This is a genomic window from Maribellus comscasis, from assembly GCF_009762775.1.
Taxonomy (GTDB): domain Bacteria; phylum Bacteroidota; class Bacteroidia; order Bacteroidales; family Prolixibacteraceae; genus Draconibacterium; species Draconibacterium comscasis.
The window spans coordinates 1,372,803-1,388,396 of the sequence record NZ_CP046401.1 but is presented as its reverse complement, the minus strand read 5'-3'; the positions used below and the strand labels follow the sequence as shown (position 1 = coordinate 1,388,396).

At 37.3% G+C, this 15,594-nt stretch carries 13 protein-coding genes; 4 read left to right on the top strand and 9 right to left on the bottom strand.

The genetic code is table 11. From position 1 onward, the window contains the following. The first annotated feature begins 440 nt into the window (after positions 1-440). Entirely contained in the window at positions 441-1,925 is a 1,485-nt protein-coding gene (locus GM418_RS05725; protein ID WP_158864041.1) for a GNAT family N-acetyltransferase, read from the top strand. On the opposite strand, the gene GM418_RS05720 is transcribed toward GM418_RS05725, so the two are convergent. From GM418_RS05720 to GM418_RS05705, 4 genes are read right to left on the bottom strand one after another with little or no spacing between them, the layout of a single operon-like run. Further along, the gene (locus GM418_RS05720) at positions 1,922-2,248 is read right to left on the bottom strand and encodes an STAS domain-containing protein (RefSeq protein WP_158864039.1); all 327 of its coding nucleotides are present in this window, start codon (positions 2,246-2,248) and stop codon (positions 1,922-1,924) included. The genes GM418_RS05725 and GM418_RS05720 overlap by 4 nt on opposite strands. Positions 2,249-2,250: 2 nt before the next feature. Continuing rightward, positions 2,251-2,661: an ATP-binding protein gene (locus GM418_RS05715; RefSeq protein WP_158864037.1), complete on the bottom strand. Its 411-nt coding sequence runs from the start codon at positions 2,659-2,661 to the stop codon at positions 2,251-2,253. A 28-nt stretch (positions 2,662-2,689) separates the two neighbouring features. Continuing rightward, positions 2,690-4,621, bottom strand: a complete 1,932-nt coding sequence (locus GM418_RS05710) for a SpoIIE family protein phosphatase (protein WP_158864035.1) — start codon at positions 4,619-4,621, stop codon at positions 2,690-2,692. Positions 4,622-4,668: 47 nt separating this feature from the next. Continuing rightward, positions 4,669-5,652, bottom strand: a complete 984-nt coding sequence (locus GM418_RS05705; RefSeq protein WP_158864033.1) for an ABC transporter substrate-binding protein — start codon at positions 5,650-5,652, stop codon at positions 4,669-4,671. Between the two features lie 147 nt (positions 5,653-5,799). Between GM418_RS05705 and GM418_RS05700 the strand changes: the two genes are divergently transcribed. Then, complete coding sequence (locus tag GM418_RS05700) at positions 5,800-7,551, top strand: MATE family efflux transporter (protein ID WP_158864031.1); 1,752 nt, start codon at positions 5,800-5,802, stop codon at positions 7,549-7,551. Positions 7,552-7,735: 184 nt separating this feature from the next. On the opposite strand, the gene GM418_RS05695 is transcribed toward GM418_RS05700, so the two are convergent. After that, a complete protein-coding gene (locus GM418_RS05695) occupies positions 7,736-9,046 on the bottom strand; it encodes an alpha/beta hydrolase family protein (RefSeq protein ID WP_158864030.1) in 1,311 nt (436 codons plus the stop codon). 198 nt (positions 9,047-9,244) lie between these two features. Further along, positions 9,245-9,694 (bottom strand): PH domain-containing protein, encoded by a 450-nt coding sequence (locus GM418_RS05690; RefSeq protein ID WP_158864028.1) that lies wholly within the window; start codon positions 9,692-9,694, stop codon positions 9,245-9,247. 409 nt (positions 9,695-10,103) lie between these two features. Here GM418_RS05690 and GM418_RS05685 point away from each other — a divergent pair, with 409 nt between their 5' ends. Together GM418_RS05685 and GM418_RS05680 are read left to right on the top strand one after the other, a co-directional pair. Then, positions 10,104-10,304 (top strand): hypothetical protein, encoded by a 201-nt coding sequence (locus GM418_RS05685; RefSeq protein WP_158864026.1) that lies wholly within the window; start codon positions 10,104-10,106, stop codon positions 10,302-10,304. A gap of 153 nt (positions 10,305-10,457) precedes the next feature. Further along, a complete protein-coding gene (locus GM418_RS05680; protein WP_158864024.1) occupies positions 10,458-11,177 on the top strand; it encodes a DUF6261 family protein in 720 nt (239 codons plus the stop codon). A gap of 411 nt (positions 11,178-11,588) precedes the next feature. On the opposite strand, the gene GM418_RS05675 is transcribed toward GM418_RS05680, so the two are convergent. From GM418_RS05675 to GM418_RS05665, 3 genes are read right to left on the bottom strand one after another with little or no spacing between them, the layout of a single operon-like run. Then, positions 11,589-12,281, bottom strand: a complete 693-nt coding sequence (locus tag GM418_RS05675; RefSeq protein ID WP_158864022.1) for a LytR/AlgR family response regulator transcription factor — start codon at positions 12,279-12,281, stop codon at positions 11,589-11,591. After that, on the bottom strand, positions 12,271-13,299 hold the full coding sequence (locus GM418_RS05670; RefSeq protein ID WP_158864020.1) for a sensor histidine kinase: 1,029 nt from the start codon (positions 13,297-13,299) through the stop codon (positions 12,271-12,273). Before GM418_RS05670 ends, GM418_RS05675 begins: the two co-directional genes overlap by 11 nt. Positions 13,300-13,314: 15 nt before the next feature. Further along, entirely contained in the window at positions 13,315-15,156 is a 1,842-nt protein-coding gene (locus GM418_RS05665) for a CocE/NonD family hydrolase (RefSeq protein WP_158864019.1), read from the bottom strand. Between the last annotated feature and the right edge of the window lie 438 nt (positions 15,157-15,594).

Sequence of the window (15,594 nt, the reverse complement as noted above, 5' to 3'; positions counted from 1 at the left end):
GTTTCCATTTCGATTTCATTCGCAGCAAAAGCGTTTCTTTATTAACATCAAACCATTGGTGCAGCTTTAAATAAAGTTTTTTTGAGAAACAAAAACTCAAAATTCCGTTCGCGGCGAGTTTTGATTAACGAGTGGATGCAATGCTGATTTTCAGGTTTTTATAATTTTATCCGTTCTTTCATTTTTTTTGACTCATTTTGTCCTTGCTTCCTGAAACGCAGTTTCAGGATTAAGCTGAATAGAAGGAAGCTTATACAAAAGTGCTTCGGAATTGAATTTATCTGATTTGATATTTGCACGAATCTGCTGCGTTTTTTTATCATTGTTTTTGTATTCAAGACTTAATTTAAATAGAATCTTAATTGGAACAGTACCGCAAGATATTTAGAGTGTATTCTTACTAATTATTGTTAAATTGGGCAACTCAAAAGTATTAATCTATGGCCAATATTTCAGCAGATCAAACCCTGTTTCTCGGACAATTCCGACTTCCCGTTTTATATGATTTTATTCCGCAAGCTGTCGCAAATGCAGCAGGTATTGCCAATGTTCTGCATTTTAATGCAACAGAATCGAACAAATTGCAGATGGCCGTAGAAGAAGCGGTTAAAAATGTAATCGACCACTATTCAACCATTGTACAGTCAACTGATTTTATTGATATACACTATAAAGTTAAGGATGCGTATTTGGTCGTATCTGTTTTTGAGAAAGGAATTCCTTTTCAACAGGGAAAAAGTAATAACTATTCATTAGATCGTCCGTATAATGCCGGGCTGGGAATGCATATGTTGAATTCGTTAATGGATAAGGTTGAACTAATTGTGCATGGTCGTAAGGGAAAAGAGACCAGACTAACAAAGAAAATTTCGACAGACCAGATCCCGGATAGTTTACTGGCATTATACGATGGCCGGCGCAGAATGCAGACTCGTATCAGGGTAAAGGATTATGAAATTCGTCGTGCAAACAAAGATAACATTTCAGATATTGTTCGCTTAGCCTGGAAGTGTTATGGTTATACGCAGGAAGAGTTGCTTTACGATGCTGATAGCCTGGCACATCAATTGAATGCAGAGGAACTTGTTTCGTTTGTTGTAATAAATAAAGATGATGAAGCATTGATTGCCCATCTCGCATTGAAGTACCACGATAAAAATGTACCGGAAATGGGACTGGCTTTTATCGATCCAACTTACAGATGCCCTGGAGTTATGGTTGAGCTTGGCAGCGCAGCAAAGCAGTACGCAGAGTCCCAGGGAGCCGATGGAATCTTCGATTGCGCTGTTACAACGCACACTGTTTCTCAAAAAGAATTGCAGGAGATCGGTGCGCGTCCCTGTACACTAATGATGGGAATTGCTGCTTCAGGGATGCAGGCGAATATGACTGGTACCAACGCGCAGACAAAAGGTACGACAGTTAATCATTACAATGCTTTTAAGTACCAAGATGAGACGGTTTATTCAACTGAAAAACATAAGGATATGATTCAATCAATTTATAATTGGATGGAGATGCCGCGTGTTTTTGGTGAACCTGCAATAGCAGCTCCGGGTGAGAAGTCAGAAGTGTTTTTAGTTCCCTTGTCTGAATCATTAAATGTTGCATTTATTATTGTTGGTCAGATTGGCAAAGAAACTGCTTCTGAAATAATCCAGAATATGCACAAATGCATCATGCAAAAAATGGATGCCTGTTACGTATTTATGAGTATGCAACATCCGTATTCTCCCGTGGTTGTTGAAGAATGCGAAAAGGCTGGTTTTTCATTTTGTGGAATTATGCCTCACATTCACAACGGCGAGGATCGCGTAATGCTGCAAAAAGTCAATGTAAAACTTGACAAGGAAAGTATCCGGGTTTACAGCGATGAATCACGCGAATTACTTGACTATGTATTTGATCAATTACATTTAGATTAAGCCAATGCTTCCTCTTCTGTAGTTTTGATTTTAAATATGTTTGAAAATCCGGAAATATCGAAGATTTCTTTAATCATCGGCTGCATTTTGCATAAAACTAATTCCGCTTGTTTTTCCATCATTTTTTTCTGAAGTGTTAGAAAAATACGCAAACCGGAACTACTAATGTAATTTAGTTTTTCGCAATCCAGAATTAATTTTGAGTTGCCGGGTTCAATAGCTTCTTCAATGGCCGTTTCAATATCTTTATAATTTGTTGTATCAATTCTCCCTTCAATATAAAGAATTAAGGCGTCTTCTTTTTGGTTTTTTTTAATCCCCATGATTAGATGTTTTTTTCTAAGGTTAATATGTTTTGCGTGTTGTCTCTTTTATAATATAAGTTGTCCATGAGTTGTTTAACAAGGAAAATTCCAAGTCCTCCCGGTTCTCTTTCGTCTAAAGGCGCTTGTGTGTCCGGTCTTTTTGTTTCAAGTGGGTTAAAAGCTTTTCCCTCGTCAATAATTTGAATGGATAACTTGTTTCCCGTCAGGTTAAAGTCAATGTCGATTATGTGTTCCAAACTGTCGTTGTAGGCGTAAAAAATAATGTTGCTTAAAATCTCCTCAAGTGCTAAATTCAAATGCATCGTTAAAGATGGAGGCAATTTCCATTGCTCAGCCAAATCTTCAACAAATGCCGTTACACGGTTGAGTTCATCGATTTGGTTTGATATTTTAATGCTTGATTTTTGCATATTCAGCTCTGCGAAAATAAGTAATTTGTCAGATTATTTCTTGCCCGGAATATTTTAATGCCAATAAAGTCATATCGTCCGACTGAACATTACCGTCAGCAAATTTATTGACGGATGCTATTATGGCGCCAATTAACTCCTGTGGATCTTTCGATTGGTTTTCTTCAAGAGATCGCATTAACCGTTCGGTTGAGTAAAGTTCCTGTGATATGTTCTCGGCCTCGTTAATCCCATCGGTGTATAAAAATAAATTATCGTTTGATTCAAGCAGCATCTGGCCCTGGGCAAAGTCGAATTGCGGAAGTACACCTAAGGGAATATTGGTTACAACAGGAACCGCTCTGGGGGGCTGACCTTCTCTTAACAATATTGGTGCGTTGTGGCCGGCATTCACGTAATCCAGTTCCCCTGTTTTAAGGTTTAGAATTCCCAGGAAAAGCGTTACAAACATGTTTTCCTCATTATCGGAAGCCAGTGCCTGGTTGAGTTCATTAATAATTGTTTGTGGTGATTTATTTTGGTTAGCAACGGTTCGAAGCAATGTTCGGGTAACGGCCATAAAAAGCGAAGCAGGAACCCCTTTCCCTGAAACATCGCCAATTACAAAACAGAGGTGATTGTCATCTGTCAAAAAGAAATCGTATAAATCACCGCCAACTTCGCGGGCAGGTTCCAATTCTGCATACAAATCAATTTGCGGATGATTGGGAAACGGAGGAAATATTTTTGGAATGAGGCCCATTTGAATGTTCCGGGCAATGCGGAGTTCACTTTCCATTTTCTCACGCTCAATAGTGGCCTGCTGAAGGTTGCGGATGTATTCCTGAATTTCGGTTTGCAAAAAGGCAAAAGCTTCTTTTAATTGCAGAATTTCATCGTTAGCAGTTATAACGGGAAGCTGGGCTTTGAAATCGCCGCGTGCCGTTTTTTTTGCCGCCTCGGCAAATTGCGACAGGCTGGATGTTTTGGCTTTTACGATTCGTTGAATGACAATCGCCAAACTAAACAGAGCCACAACAATAGAACAAAGCAGAATAATAAAGAGAAAATGCAGGGATGCAAACATTTCTTTTTCCGGGAAAAGTATCATTATTGACCAGTCCATGCCGGGAAGAGCAGTGTAGTAAAGTTGGTAGCTGGTATTTTCAATGGAAACGGATTGGTAGGCAGTTTTCCCTTTAATCATGTTTTGCCCGATCGCACGTAATTCAGAATTGTTCGTTTCCTCCGCGTAGCTGAAAATGGTCTTGTTCATTATAAATTCCTGATCCGGATGTGAAATGAATGTACCATTCGGGCCAATTATTGCTGCGTAGCCACTGTCCAGAATTTTTACCTGATTAACCAATTGAGCCAGCCACTCGAGTGAAACATCAACCGTCATAATTCCCCGCGGGGTAGAATCTTTCAATGCGTAAAACGGAACGGAATAAGTAGTTAAAAGTTGATTTGCACCACCTTCGTCGAAATAGGGATTCGACCAATAACTTCTATTCAGGGTGTGTGGAATCTGGTACCAATCCATAAAAAAATATTCATAATTGGCATTGCCCAACTGTATCGATACAACCGAGCTGTCAGTGCGATACGAATAAGGTGCAAAATAGTAACCCTTTTTAATATAAGTGTAGGGTTCAAAAGCAATGGCGCATCCAACAACATTGCTATTGTTTTCAACTACTTTTCGGGTAAGTGTATATACCGAATCAGCGGGTAACAATTCCTGTTCAAGCATCCAGGTATAGTTGTTCAGGATTCGTTCAACTGGTGACAAAACATTTGAAATCTTCAGAACGGTAGTTTCAGCTAAACTCGACGCTAATTTTTCGTTGTTTTCTTGAATTGATTGTCTGGAATACCAGTAAAATGCGCCGATGATCAGAATAAAAAGGATACTGCAAAAAAGAACGATGTCGCTTACTAAGCGGGTTGATATTGAACGGAATTTTGAGTTTTTCATTAAAAAAATTGTTGATTGGTCGCTCGTTTGATTATAATATTTTGGTTTTACAGAGATAAATCAGGTACAAAAAAAGATTCGTAGGGAATCGCCTTTGTGATTTTATTGTCATCAAGTAGCAGCTGATTCGCTCGTTCGAAAGTTTCAGGTTCAAGAAATCCGGAAGGAATATTGTTTTTTGCTTGCATCAAAAGTAAAATCTGGTCTAACATGTTCGACTGGTGTGCTTTGTTGGTTGCCAGATGTGCTTCCTTCATTAAACGAAGTACTTCCTGAAGCGTTTCTTCTTTGTGGTTTCGGGCATATTCCCATCCCTTAAAACTTGCCTGAATAAATTTTTCGATTGCCTCTTTTTTTTGTTTAACAGTAGCTTGGAGGCAGTACAATCCATCTTCTGGAATGTTGAATCCCATATCGTTTAAATAGAAGGTAGAAAGTTCTTCCCGGTCAATTCCCGATAGAAAAAGCTGGTTGTATTCATTGTATAAAGTTACTACCTGCGCATCCACCCCATTGTTTAAGAACAGGTTAATCCCGGAAAGAACCGGCACCCAGTTTACATTCAGATTATTGCTTTTGGCAAAAGCTTTTGGAACTTCATCAAAGCCACTTTTCCATATTCCTATCTTTTTGTTGTTGAGGTCTTCCGGCTTTACTATTCCCTTTTCTTTTTTTGCGACAATAAGCAAAGACGAATTTTGAGAAAGTTGTGCAACATTCACAAGCTTCTGTTCTGTTTTATATTGCGTCATGGCTGATAATAACATCATCGATACAATGTCAGCTTCACCTTTTTCTAATTTGTTGAATACTGTTTCTGAGGTTCCGGGATGGATAATTTTCACTTCGAGCCCGGCCTCTTTATAATACCCCATTTTTTGAGCCATGTAAAATCCGGCAAACTGAGCCTGCGGATGCCATTGCGGTGAAAAAGTCAGACTGTCGGTTTGTGCTGTGCAAACGTGGTAAGAACAAGTGAAGGCAACAAGGATAATCTTTAACAGTAAGTTGGGATTTGTTTTCAAGTCCATTCGTTTTTTTGATTCAAAAATTACCGGAACGTGCGAATTTACACATTTGTTAGAAATTATTCGAAAAATATTATGTTATGCTTTCCTGAAAGTACTAACTTTCGAAACGCAAAATTCCTATCTGATTATTTATAAAAACCAATATTATTGAAACGTTCTGATATACTAACCAATCGAATTTTTAAACGTTATTTTTTACCTACAATTTTAATGGCGATGGCCCTTTCGATGGGAATAATCGTTGATGGTATTATTGTTGGAAATAAGCTGGGCTCGGAAGCATTGGCTATTGTGAATTTGTCAACGCCGATTGTTCTCGGATTTAATTCTATTTATGTTTTAATGGGAGTTGGTGGTTCTGTTTTGGCAGCCATTGCAATCGGTCAACGGAGTGAAAGCAATGCACTTTCTTATTTTCAGCAGGCTATTTTAATGATGCTACTTTTTTCTGTAATTGTTCTGGTTGTCGGGCTAATTTTTCATACTCGTATTGCTGAATTTATTGCAGGCGACACCGGGATGGAGGCAAAACTTGTTCCGTATCTAAAGATTCTTTTTTTAGGATCCCCGCTAATGATTGTTGTTCCCGGTATTTCTAGTTTCATCCGAACCGATAATAATCCGCGGCTAGCCTCTGTAATATTAATTGTTGCCAATGGGGTGAATCTTATTTTTGATATTATCTATTTGTTTGTTTTTAACATGGGCGTTGAGGGCGCAGCTTTGGCAACGGTAACCGGTTACGGAGCCGGGAGTCTGGTTCTTATAACATACTTTTTCAGGGAGAAGGTAACTTTCAGGATCAAAAAGCCGGAGATGATTTCAGGGGCAAAGATTCTTAAGATTATTGCAACCGGATTACCGGCGGCATTGACCACTTTGTTTTTATTTCTAAAAATATTTTTGATTAATATTATCGTAATTAATACACTGGGAAAATCGGGGATGGCAGTGTTTTCTGTTTGTTTATCGTGCCTGGCATTTGTATCCATGTTTATTTCCGGGGCAGCTCAAACCATTTCTCCAATTATTGGTGTTTTGTATGGCGAGCTGGACCAACAAGGCATCCGATTCACAATTTTTCGAACTTTTAAGATTGTGGGCTTGGCAAGTCTGCTTTTAATTGCTCTGTTTGAAATCTTTCCGTCGCAAGTGTTACAACTTTTTGGAGTCAGTTCTGCAAACGAATTGGCGCTCGGAATTCAGGCGATTCGGATATTTTCAATAAGCTTGTTGGGAACTGCTTTGAATGTAGTGCTGATGTATTATTTTCAGACCATTCAGCAAAAGAAACTCTCGCTGGTAATTGCTAGCGTACAAGGTTTTATGTTAGTTGTGCCTTTGGCTTTTGTGTTCAGTAAAATTTGGGGTGGTTCCGGTATCTGGATAGCTTTCGGGGTTAGTGAAGTTTGTACATTGCTTATTGTATTTATTCTTACGCGACGTATTCGAAAAAATTCTGATGTAAAACTGCAGGGAATGTTGCTTTTCCAATCCAGGACTTCTGCTAACGCCTTGTTGGATGTCAGTATTGTTGATGATGTAAAAAATGCAGCCCGCTTATCGGAAGATGTGGTTCAGTTTTGTTCTGAAAACGGATTAAATGAGCGCACGTCCATGCATGTTGGATTAGCCGTGGAAGAGCTGGCCGTGAATAGTTTCGAGCATGGATACCGCGACCAAACAAAAAAGGTGGTTGATGTGCGGGTATCAATTGGTGCGTCTGAAGTTTTGATCAGTTTAAAAGATGATGGTATCCCTTTTAATCCGGCAAACTATTCAGCGATCGAAAATGACTCTGAATTTAAATCAATGGGATTGCAATTGGTAAAAAATATCGCAAGGGAAGTAAATTACACCCGGATGCTTGGTTTAAACAGCACGATCATTAAATTTTAAAATAGATTTACTGATTCAACACCAAAGGTTAATCTAATGCAAATTTTTTTTATTGGGTTTTGCCTATCTGTTCGTTTAATAAAAGTTGACTGTATAATACGAGCCGTGTGAATCGAGAGGTTCAGCTAGGGTTCTGCGAGAAGTCAGGAGTAAAATTCCCCTGGCTTATTCAATTAGCGTTTCGTTATTTTTTAACTTCTTTTTGAATCCAATTTTTTACAAGCTCTGAATACCCTTCTGTTATTCTTGGCCAGTCAAATTCACTATCAACTCTCGGATTAAATGTTTTTTTTAAATGATGATTGGCACGAGGAAATAATTTTACAATAACATTATCATTATTAAAACCTTTGATAATTGCTTCACTTTTTTCAGCGTTTATTAAATCATCTCTTTCACCCAATAATACAAGTGTTGAAACATCTGTATTTTTCCAGTCAGAATAGAAATTCTCTGTTCTGCCTTTCCAGTAAAAACCATTAAATTCATTCTTGTCAATACTTATACTTCCATATAATCCAGTTTGGTTCATAAAATTATACTTCTGTGCATTTTGACGAATGAACTTTTCAACATCTTTATAATCACTTCCTTTACGAATCATTTTTTCAATTTTCCTATGACTTTCCGCAGCAAGATGTCCATCTGAATCAGTATATCCTGAATTAACAACCCTTAAACTATCAGAAAATGCTGCTGCTTCTGTCTCACTGATAATCTCAGGTGACTTTGCAATGAGAAAATGTGGAATACTCGTTTTTGCGACAATTTTTGGCAACAACATTCCGCCTTGACTATAACCCCAAAGCCCAATTTTATTTTTATCTACACTTTTTCTGCTATACATTGTTTCCAGACAAGCAATTGCATCAGTTATCAAATCGTTATAGCCTGAACTATAGTATTCTCCCGTTGATTTTCCATTGCCGCGTTTGTCAAATATTAGAACTTCAAATCCAAGTTTTGCAAAAAAATCAGCATCGAAAAGATAATCGGTTTTAAGGTTGGTAGATGAACCTTGCAGCAAAACTATTGCAGGGTGAAGTCCCTCCGTTTTCGGTGTGTAAATTTCTGCTGAAAGAATAACATCGTTACTTTTTATAGTTAAACTTTCAATGGAATAAGTCTTGACAGGTAGTTCTGATTGTTTTGTTAAGCTAAAAGCAATATCCATATTTGGCGGGCCGCCATTTATTGCTGCATTTCCAGTAATTTGATTGTTCTTTATTTCCCCGTGAAAAACAAAATCAATATCAAGATTCACTAAAAAAGTTATTTTCCTATTAATAAGTTTTAAATTTGAAATTGGTTGGTCAAGAAGCATTAAATCATAACTCGAAAACAATTTTTTGGTCTGTTTTAAATCAATTGACATATCAACAGTCTTACCATTCACTTCCATTGAACCAGTCCAATATCCAGTTATAATTTCTGAATTTACACAGCCATTTATTATTGTCAGCATGAAGAATAAGACGACAAATTTAATTTTCATATATCTTCGTTTTTTAAATTGATTCATACTGTTTTTAATGATCAACGGTGACGGTCATTTGCAAGTTGTCGTTGCGGATTTCGGAGCGCGTTCCTGTCCGAAGGATGCGGAACTGCGAAACGAGAATCCGTAGTTGGCGTACCACCAAACCCCGACCAGCAGTATGTACTGTGTTGTGTTTATGTTGTTTGTTTTATTCTATTTCTGTTTAATCTCAATTTGAGGATTTATTTTAACTAACCTGTCTATAAAAACACTTTGATTATTTGGAGAAATGAATATTGAACGAGACTTTTTGTATTTTAACTCGATGCATTTCCATGATAAAGTCAGTTTCCACGTTCCTCCAATTGTTTCCTGATTCAACCGAATGAATGATATTTCATTAATGGGAACTTTCCAGGTAAGTGGTCCAAATTTCGCAATTAGTATTTCATTGTCAATTATGTAATAAGTACCAAACCATAACCATAAAAATAATCCTGTTGTTATTAAAACGAACAGACTTGATACAATAAACGCCGCTAAATCAAATGTGTCTTTAAGGATGACTGGTAGTCCAAAAGCGACCAACGTAATAAATAAACTAACGGTTATTAAAAATCCTCCAAATGAGCGACTCTTTTTGCAAGAAAATTTACTATTCATATCAAATTTATTTTTTGTCGATTGATATTCGTTTTTCAGTCGATAATGATTTATTACTCCAATCTTTGTTTTTAGTCAGTCAGAAAATTTACCACATAAATTCAGTACATTTTTTTATTAAATTTCACTTGTCAGACGAAAATTGTTTTACTCAAGATTATTCGTGTTGTACTTTTTTACAATTAAACACAACGCACGTAATACATATGCAACATATATCTTATTATAATGTATTCTTGTAAAATATTGTTATTCTGCTTTTTAATTGTGGAAACAGGGGAGTTGGGGCATTTGTTATTTGCAAAAGTTGTGTTCAATGGTTCCGGTAGTTTTTATGTATTGCCTTTTAAAAGTAATCATAATTTCAAAAAAATAGTAACAAGGATTGTTGCAGCTTTAAAAATATAGTGTGGCACGGTGCTGTTATCTGCCGCGAAGAAAAACAAAGAGGTGGCAAAGTGCCATTCCGTTTCCTGCAAAAAAGTGGATGCGTGGCATCGTGCATAGTATAAAAATACAGAAAGTAAAGCCATGGCATTTTGCCCAAAGCTATTCTGATGCAAAAACAAACAGTGGCATTGTGCTATGGTTTGACAATCCGAAAAATTAGACATGAGGAATAAAATTATGCCGAGTAACATCATCTGTTTTTTTGCTAATCCTATGGTTTTGGTTAAAATTGAAAAATCAACAAAATGTTGATGCACCCTAAACAAGTACAAACCCTGTTCCCGGTGCTTTCAAAAAAATAAAATGAAGTATTATGATTCCCAATTTGTTAAGCAAAAGCCGCGTTACTGAGGCTGACGCTGTTTCAATGCGTATCATCAGCGCATTTAAAAGTTCGGGAATGGACTCTGATCCCCATTTACCTCACATGTTTAACACTCTCGATCCGTTTTCAAAAAATCTTACATCGGCCATCAACCGAAGCAAAGCGGAAAGTAACCTGGAAGAAAAAGATGAAAAACACGACGGTGAGATACGCTCGTTTTCTTATTTGCTGCTGGGCTTGCTGCATCACCCCGATGATAATGTAAAAGCAGCGGCGCAAAAAGTAAAAAAAGTATTTGATAAATATGGGGTTTCGATTACGGGCAAAAGCTATGCTTCGGAATCTTCGCTGGTGGCTTCGCTGCTTAACGACCTCGCAAAACCCAACCTGCAGGATACAATTGCCCAACTGTCGGGTTGTGCCGAACTTATTGCCGCTTTGCAGGCAGCCCAGGATGAGTTTGAAGCTGCGCGTTTGGCTTATGAACAGGAGAAAGCACAGGAAAGTACCGCAATCAGTGCTTCGGTGATTAAAAGAGAGCTTGTTGATTTGCTAAACGGCAAAATTGTGGTATACCTGCGTGCCATGGAAATTATAGATGAAGCAACCTATGGCGCATTTCCCCGCATCATTGCCAAAATTATTGACGATAATAACGAAACGGTAAAAAAACGGAACAAAAAGGAAGAGCCGGAAATGACAGTGTAAAAAACAGTATAAACTCAACCTGATCACCGGTAAACGGGATTGTTTTTTTCTCCTGTAGCGTGTGTGAAGGACAACGGTTTTAAATAAAATATTTGTTTGTAATCATTTGAGTTGTCATTGATTTTAGGAGGGGCATTGATGTTTAGATGCTCCTCTTTTTTTATCAGGGTGTTAAGCACACCGGTGTTGTTTAACCATGTTCCCCGCCCTGAGTAATCAGGTGGGCAGACAGAATGAGATTGAGGAGAGGATTTACCGTTGCAGATGTATAAGCAAAGCATATGCAGTCGTATAACGACAAACATCATTGCCGTTTTTTTTTAACTAAGCTATTTTATTTTCAGTTGGCTTTGATTACGCAAAGGAGCTTGAATAGATTTTTGTTATTCTTTTAAAGGAGTTACTCCCGGATTAAATCATTTTGTTTTTAATTCTTTTGTAGAACTCCTCTCTTTTGCTATCGCTTATTGGGATTAATTTATTTTTAATATGTATACGATTTTTTTCAATACTTTCAATTTTATCAACAGAAACAATAAATGAATTATGTACTCTCATAAACTGATTTGCAGGAAGCGCTTTTTCTATGTCTTTAAAGGTTTGCAAGGTCATAATTTTTTTGTCTTTTGTAATAATGTGCCGGTAGTCACGCATCCCTTCAATGTATAATATGGATGACATGTTGATTTTTTCCAGCCGGTATTCGGTTTTTACAAAAATAAAGTCCTGTTCTTTTGTGCCGGTATTTTCAATTTCGTGGTACGACTTTTCACAGGCTTGCACAAATCTTTCAAATTGAATTGGTTTTAGCAGGTAATCGCTTACCTGGAGATCGTAACCCTTTATGGCATATTCCTGATATGCTGTGGTAATTATTACTTTTGGTTTTTGAGATAAAGTCTCCAGTAACTGTATGCCTGTCATATGTTCCATCTGAATATCGAGAAATATTAAATGAGGTTTGTTTTCCTGAATAAAACCAATGGCATCAATTGCGCTCCTGAATTTACCTGTTAAGTTCAAATAAGAAATCCGATTGATGTACCCTTCCATTTTGTTTATGGCCAGAGGTTCATCCTCAATTATTATGCAGTCAATTATCATTCAGATTAATTTGTAAGTTCACAAAAAACAGATTCCCTTGCTCTTTAATATTTAAAATATATGATTTAGGATATAAAAGTTCCAGTCTTTTTTGAGTGGTTGTTAGCCCAATTCCTTTGTTTTGTGAATTTGCGGATAAATTTTTGTCAAATGGATTTACAGCCTCAAGTTTCAGAATTTTACCCTCACAATGAATCGTAATTTTGCTTTTATCTTCAGAAGAATAAAAAGTACCATGTTTAAAAATATTTTCAATAAAGGGGAGTAATAATGCCGGCGCAATTTTACAGCTGTTATATACTCCTGAAATAGTTAATTTAACTGCGTCATCGTGTTCAAATCTTAGCTTCTGCAATTCCACATAGTCTTTAATACAGTCGATTTCTTTTGTTACACTTACTTTTTCATTCTCCGAATCGTAAACAATATACCTTAAAATTGAAGATAGTTTTCCCAGGTAAACAGATGCATTTTTTGAATTTGTTTCGATTAATGTATCGATGTTATTCAAGGTATTAAACAGAAAATGGGGGTTCAGTTTTGATTTCAGAAGGTTAATTTCACTTTTTAATTGAAGATTTTCCATTTTTTCTTTTAAGCCCAAATTAGGAAACCAGTCGGCAGCAAACCTGTAAAAGCTTCCTAACCCGCCAATAACTCCTGTTACAATGAAGCTAATTATGTAACCCGTAAACGTAAAGGAATAATTGTGTGGCTGGTTAAAGGCCACTTTATTTAACCAAATGGCATAAAAACTTAAGAAAGGTATTATACATATTGCAATAAGCGACAAAATTATAAAAGCGGTTATTTTACTTTTTTGCAGGAAACAGGGGATGAAATACAAATAAAAAATATAAAATGTTCCCAATATCCAGAGTACGAGAATAGCGAGTTGGAATATTTCAAAAGCCGGATGAGCAAAGGCATTGGGGCTAAAAATTGCTTTCGCCAAGATTAAGCCGACTGCAAGTAACCAAACCGGCAAATGCAATAATATGGTATATTTCGTTTTCAAAGTATTTCAAATTTATTAATTATTGACCAATAGTGGCAATCTGATAAATGACGAATGTAGGGCATCCCTGAAAACTGTAATCTCTGATTCTTTAAAAATTATATGTGAATTGGTATTGTCTTTATCGGCACAGGTGAGTGTTACTCTTATTTTATGTCCTTTTTCGAATTGATGATAAAGCGGTAGCATGTCGAAACTTAATTTATAGATTTCCCCGGGGTTGATGTTGGCAGTATCCTCCTGATAACAGCGATGATAAGGTAATCCCAGATTATTATACGGTGCTTCAGTCTGTTTATAAAAAGATGCTCTAATACATCCCTCTGACAGATAAGAAGAAACTCCGTTTGGCGCCACATCTTCGAGATAGACATACAAATCAAAATCACCGCATGAGCTGTTTGCATAACAGGTAATTATCGGATGCCCACATATAGTGAGCTTATTTTGAAGGGGATTTAGCAAGGTAAATGTTATTCCTTTTTCATCATTGGCTGTCATATCAGGGTAACTGAACTTTTTTATCGCCGCATCGTCCCATCGGGTTTGTGTCCCGGAAGTCGCTGAAAAATCAGCCATATATTTTTCAAAACCGGCGTTATCCACAGGCTTTTTCATGTCAAGGATTCCATCGTTCAATGAGTTAACTGACCCTGACTTGCCTTCTTGAAAATAGACATTCAAATTTTGGGTGTTGTTTAAAGGCCAGGTGTCAGACAGTGTTAAATTTTCAGTAGCGGTTTCCCCGTTTTTTTGTAAGGCTATTTGTGGCTCATCCATTATTCCGTTAGGGATGTCTTTTAGCCAGTAATCAAACCAGCGAATCTGTTCTGTAATAAACAGTTGGATTAGTTTTGGATTTTTACTTGAAGAGTGTGGCGAATCCACCATTAACAATTTTTTGGGACCCGTAAGATTGGCATAAAGTAAAAATGCATCTTTTGAAAACAGATCGAACCAACCGCCGTAGATGTAAACTGCAATCCCGGAATGATTGATTTCCTCAACATAATTTGATGGCGACCAATCCTTGTACAAATAGCTTTGTGTTAAGCTGTCGAAGGAATTTCGGTATTTTGAAATGGAGAAAATGTCATCCAGAAAGCGGTTCTCTGAGCGCGATGAATACGCCGTTTTTAAATCTGTTTTCATCAAATCATTATCTACCGGAGCAATAAAATCAATTTTACTCGCGGCGCCTTTACTCATTTTATTCTTGTCAGAAATAATACAATCATTGTAATATACACCGTTGTGGTAGGGGAAATTGTATAAATCGAACAAAAACATCGCAGGAAAGATGGCTTTAAGGTGCGGAGGCTTTTTAGCGGCTGCCATCAACTGTGTAACCCCTTCGTATGACCCGCCCATCATCCCGATTTTGCCATTACACCATTCCTGTTTGGCCAGCCATTCGGTAATTTCATAAGCATCTTGTGCTTCCCTTTTTGTGAAAAGTCCGTTTTGAGTGCCAAAAGAAGCTCCTGTACCACGCGCATCAGCGATAACTGTAACATAACCACGACGGATAAGAGCCATCCCAATCGGACTGGTAGCTAAGGTTAAAATATTGCCTTGTGGTCCTTTTAAAGCCCGCGTATACCTTGTATGATTCCAAACTACCGGCAATGGTGCTGTTTCAGTAATGCCGTTTTTTATCGGACGATAGATATCCACTGCCAGCCGGGTGCCGTCACTCATCTTTACATACCGCGATTCCCGAAAGAAAGAATCGTATTTTAGGGTTGAATATCCATTGTAGGTCCCAATTGTTGAAATTTTTTGATTCTCTTGCGAAAATGAAGAGAAAAGGGCAATTGAAAGTATAACTGCTGTTAAAAGTATTTTTACCGCCATGACTAGGATTTATAATGTTTGAATACATCAAAAATCACTAAACCGGGAGTGAACAAAAAAAGTAATCTGCAATCAGGTAAGATTTGTCTGCGTATCTAACTGAATTATCATTTTTTGATTTTGAATGACTTTGTTTGAAGAAAAATTAAATAACGCCGGCATTTATGCCGGTGAAGCAGAGCTACCTATCTTTTGTGACTTTAGTCCAATGAGTTAAAATAAAGCTTGCGGCCGACAGCTGGAAACAGGAAGCAGGAAAATCTCCCCCTCCGACCGTCTCAAAACGGTCTCGTCCTCCTCAAAGATGGGGACAAACGTTTCGATGTAACGCCACTAAAACCGGAGGTTATTGCTTCATCGCTTTATCGCTTTTTTAAATTGCATCTTCAAATTAAGTCTTTTATACTGCGTTAATTTCTCTGATTCCGGTTTTTTCCC

Excerpts from the sequence above, each read along its gene's own strand:
- GM418_RS05675 (WP_158864022.1), bottom strand. The coding sequence starts at position 12,281 with ATGATAATTGACTGCATAATAATTGAGGATGAACCTCTGGCCATAAAC.
- GM418_RS05715 (WP_158864037.1), bottom strand. The coding sequence starts at position 2,661 with ATGCAAAAATCAAGCATTAAAATATCAAACCAAATCGATGAACTCAAC.
- GM418_RS05665 (WP_158864019.1), bottom strand. The coding sequence starts at position 15,156 with ATGGCGGTAAAAATACTTTTAACAGCAGTTATACTTTCAATTGCCCTT.
- GM418_RS05695 (WP_158864030.1), bottom strand. The coding sequence starts at position 9,046 with ATGAAAATTAAATTTGTCGTCTTATTCTTCATGCTGACAATAATAAAT.
- GM418_RS05710 (WP_158864035.1), bottom strand. The coding sequence starts at position 4,621 with ATGAAAAACTCAAAATTCCGTTCAATATCAACCCGCTTAGTAAGCGAC.
- GM418_RS05690 (WP_158864028.1), bottom strand. The coding sequence starts at position 9,694 with ATGAATAGTAAATTTTCTTGCAAAAAGAGTCGCTCATTTGGAGGATTT.
- GM418_RS05725 (WP_158864041.1), top strand. The coding sequence starts at position 441 with ATGGCCAATATTTCAGCAGATCAAACCCTGTTTCTCGGACAATTCCGA.
- GM418_RS05680 (WP_158864024.1), top strand. The coding sequence starts at position 10,458 with ATGATTCCCAATTTGTTAAGCAAAAGCCGCGTTACTGAGGCTGACGCT.
- GM418_RS05705 (WP_158864033.1), bottom strand. The coding sequence starts at position 5,652 with ATGGACTTGAAAACAAATCCCAACTTACTGTTAAAGATTATCCTTGTT.
- GM418_RS05720 (WP_158864039.1), bottom strand. The coding sequence starts at position 2,248 with ATGGGGATTAAAAAAAACCAAAAAGAAGACGCCTTAATTCTTTATATT.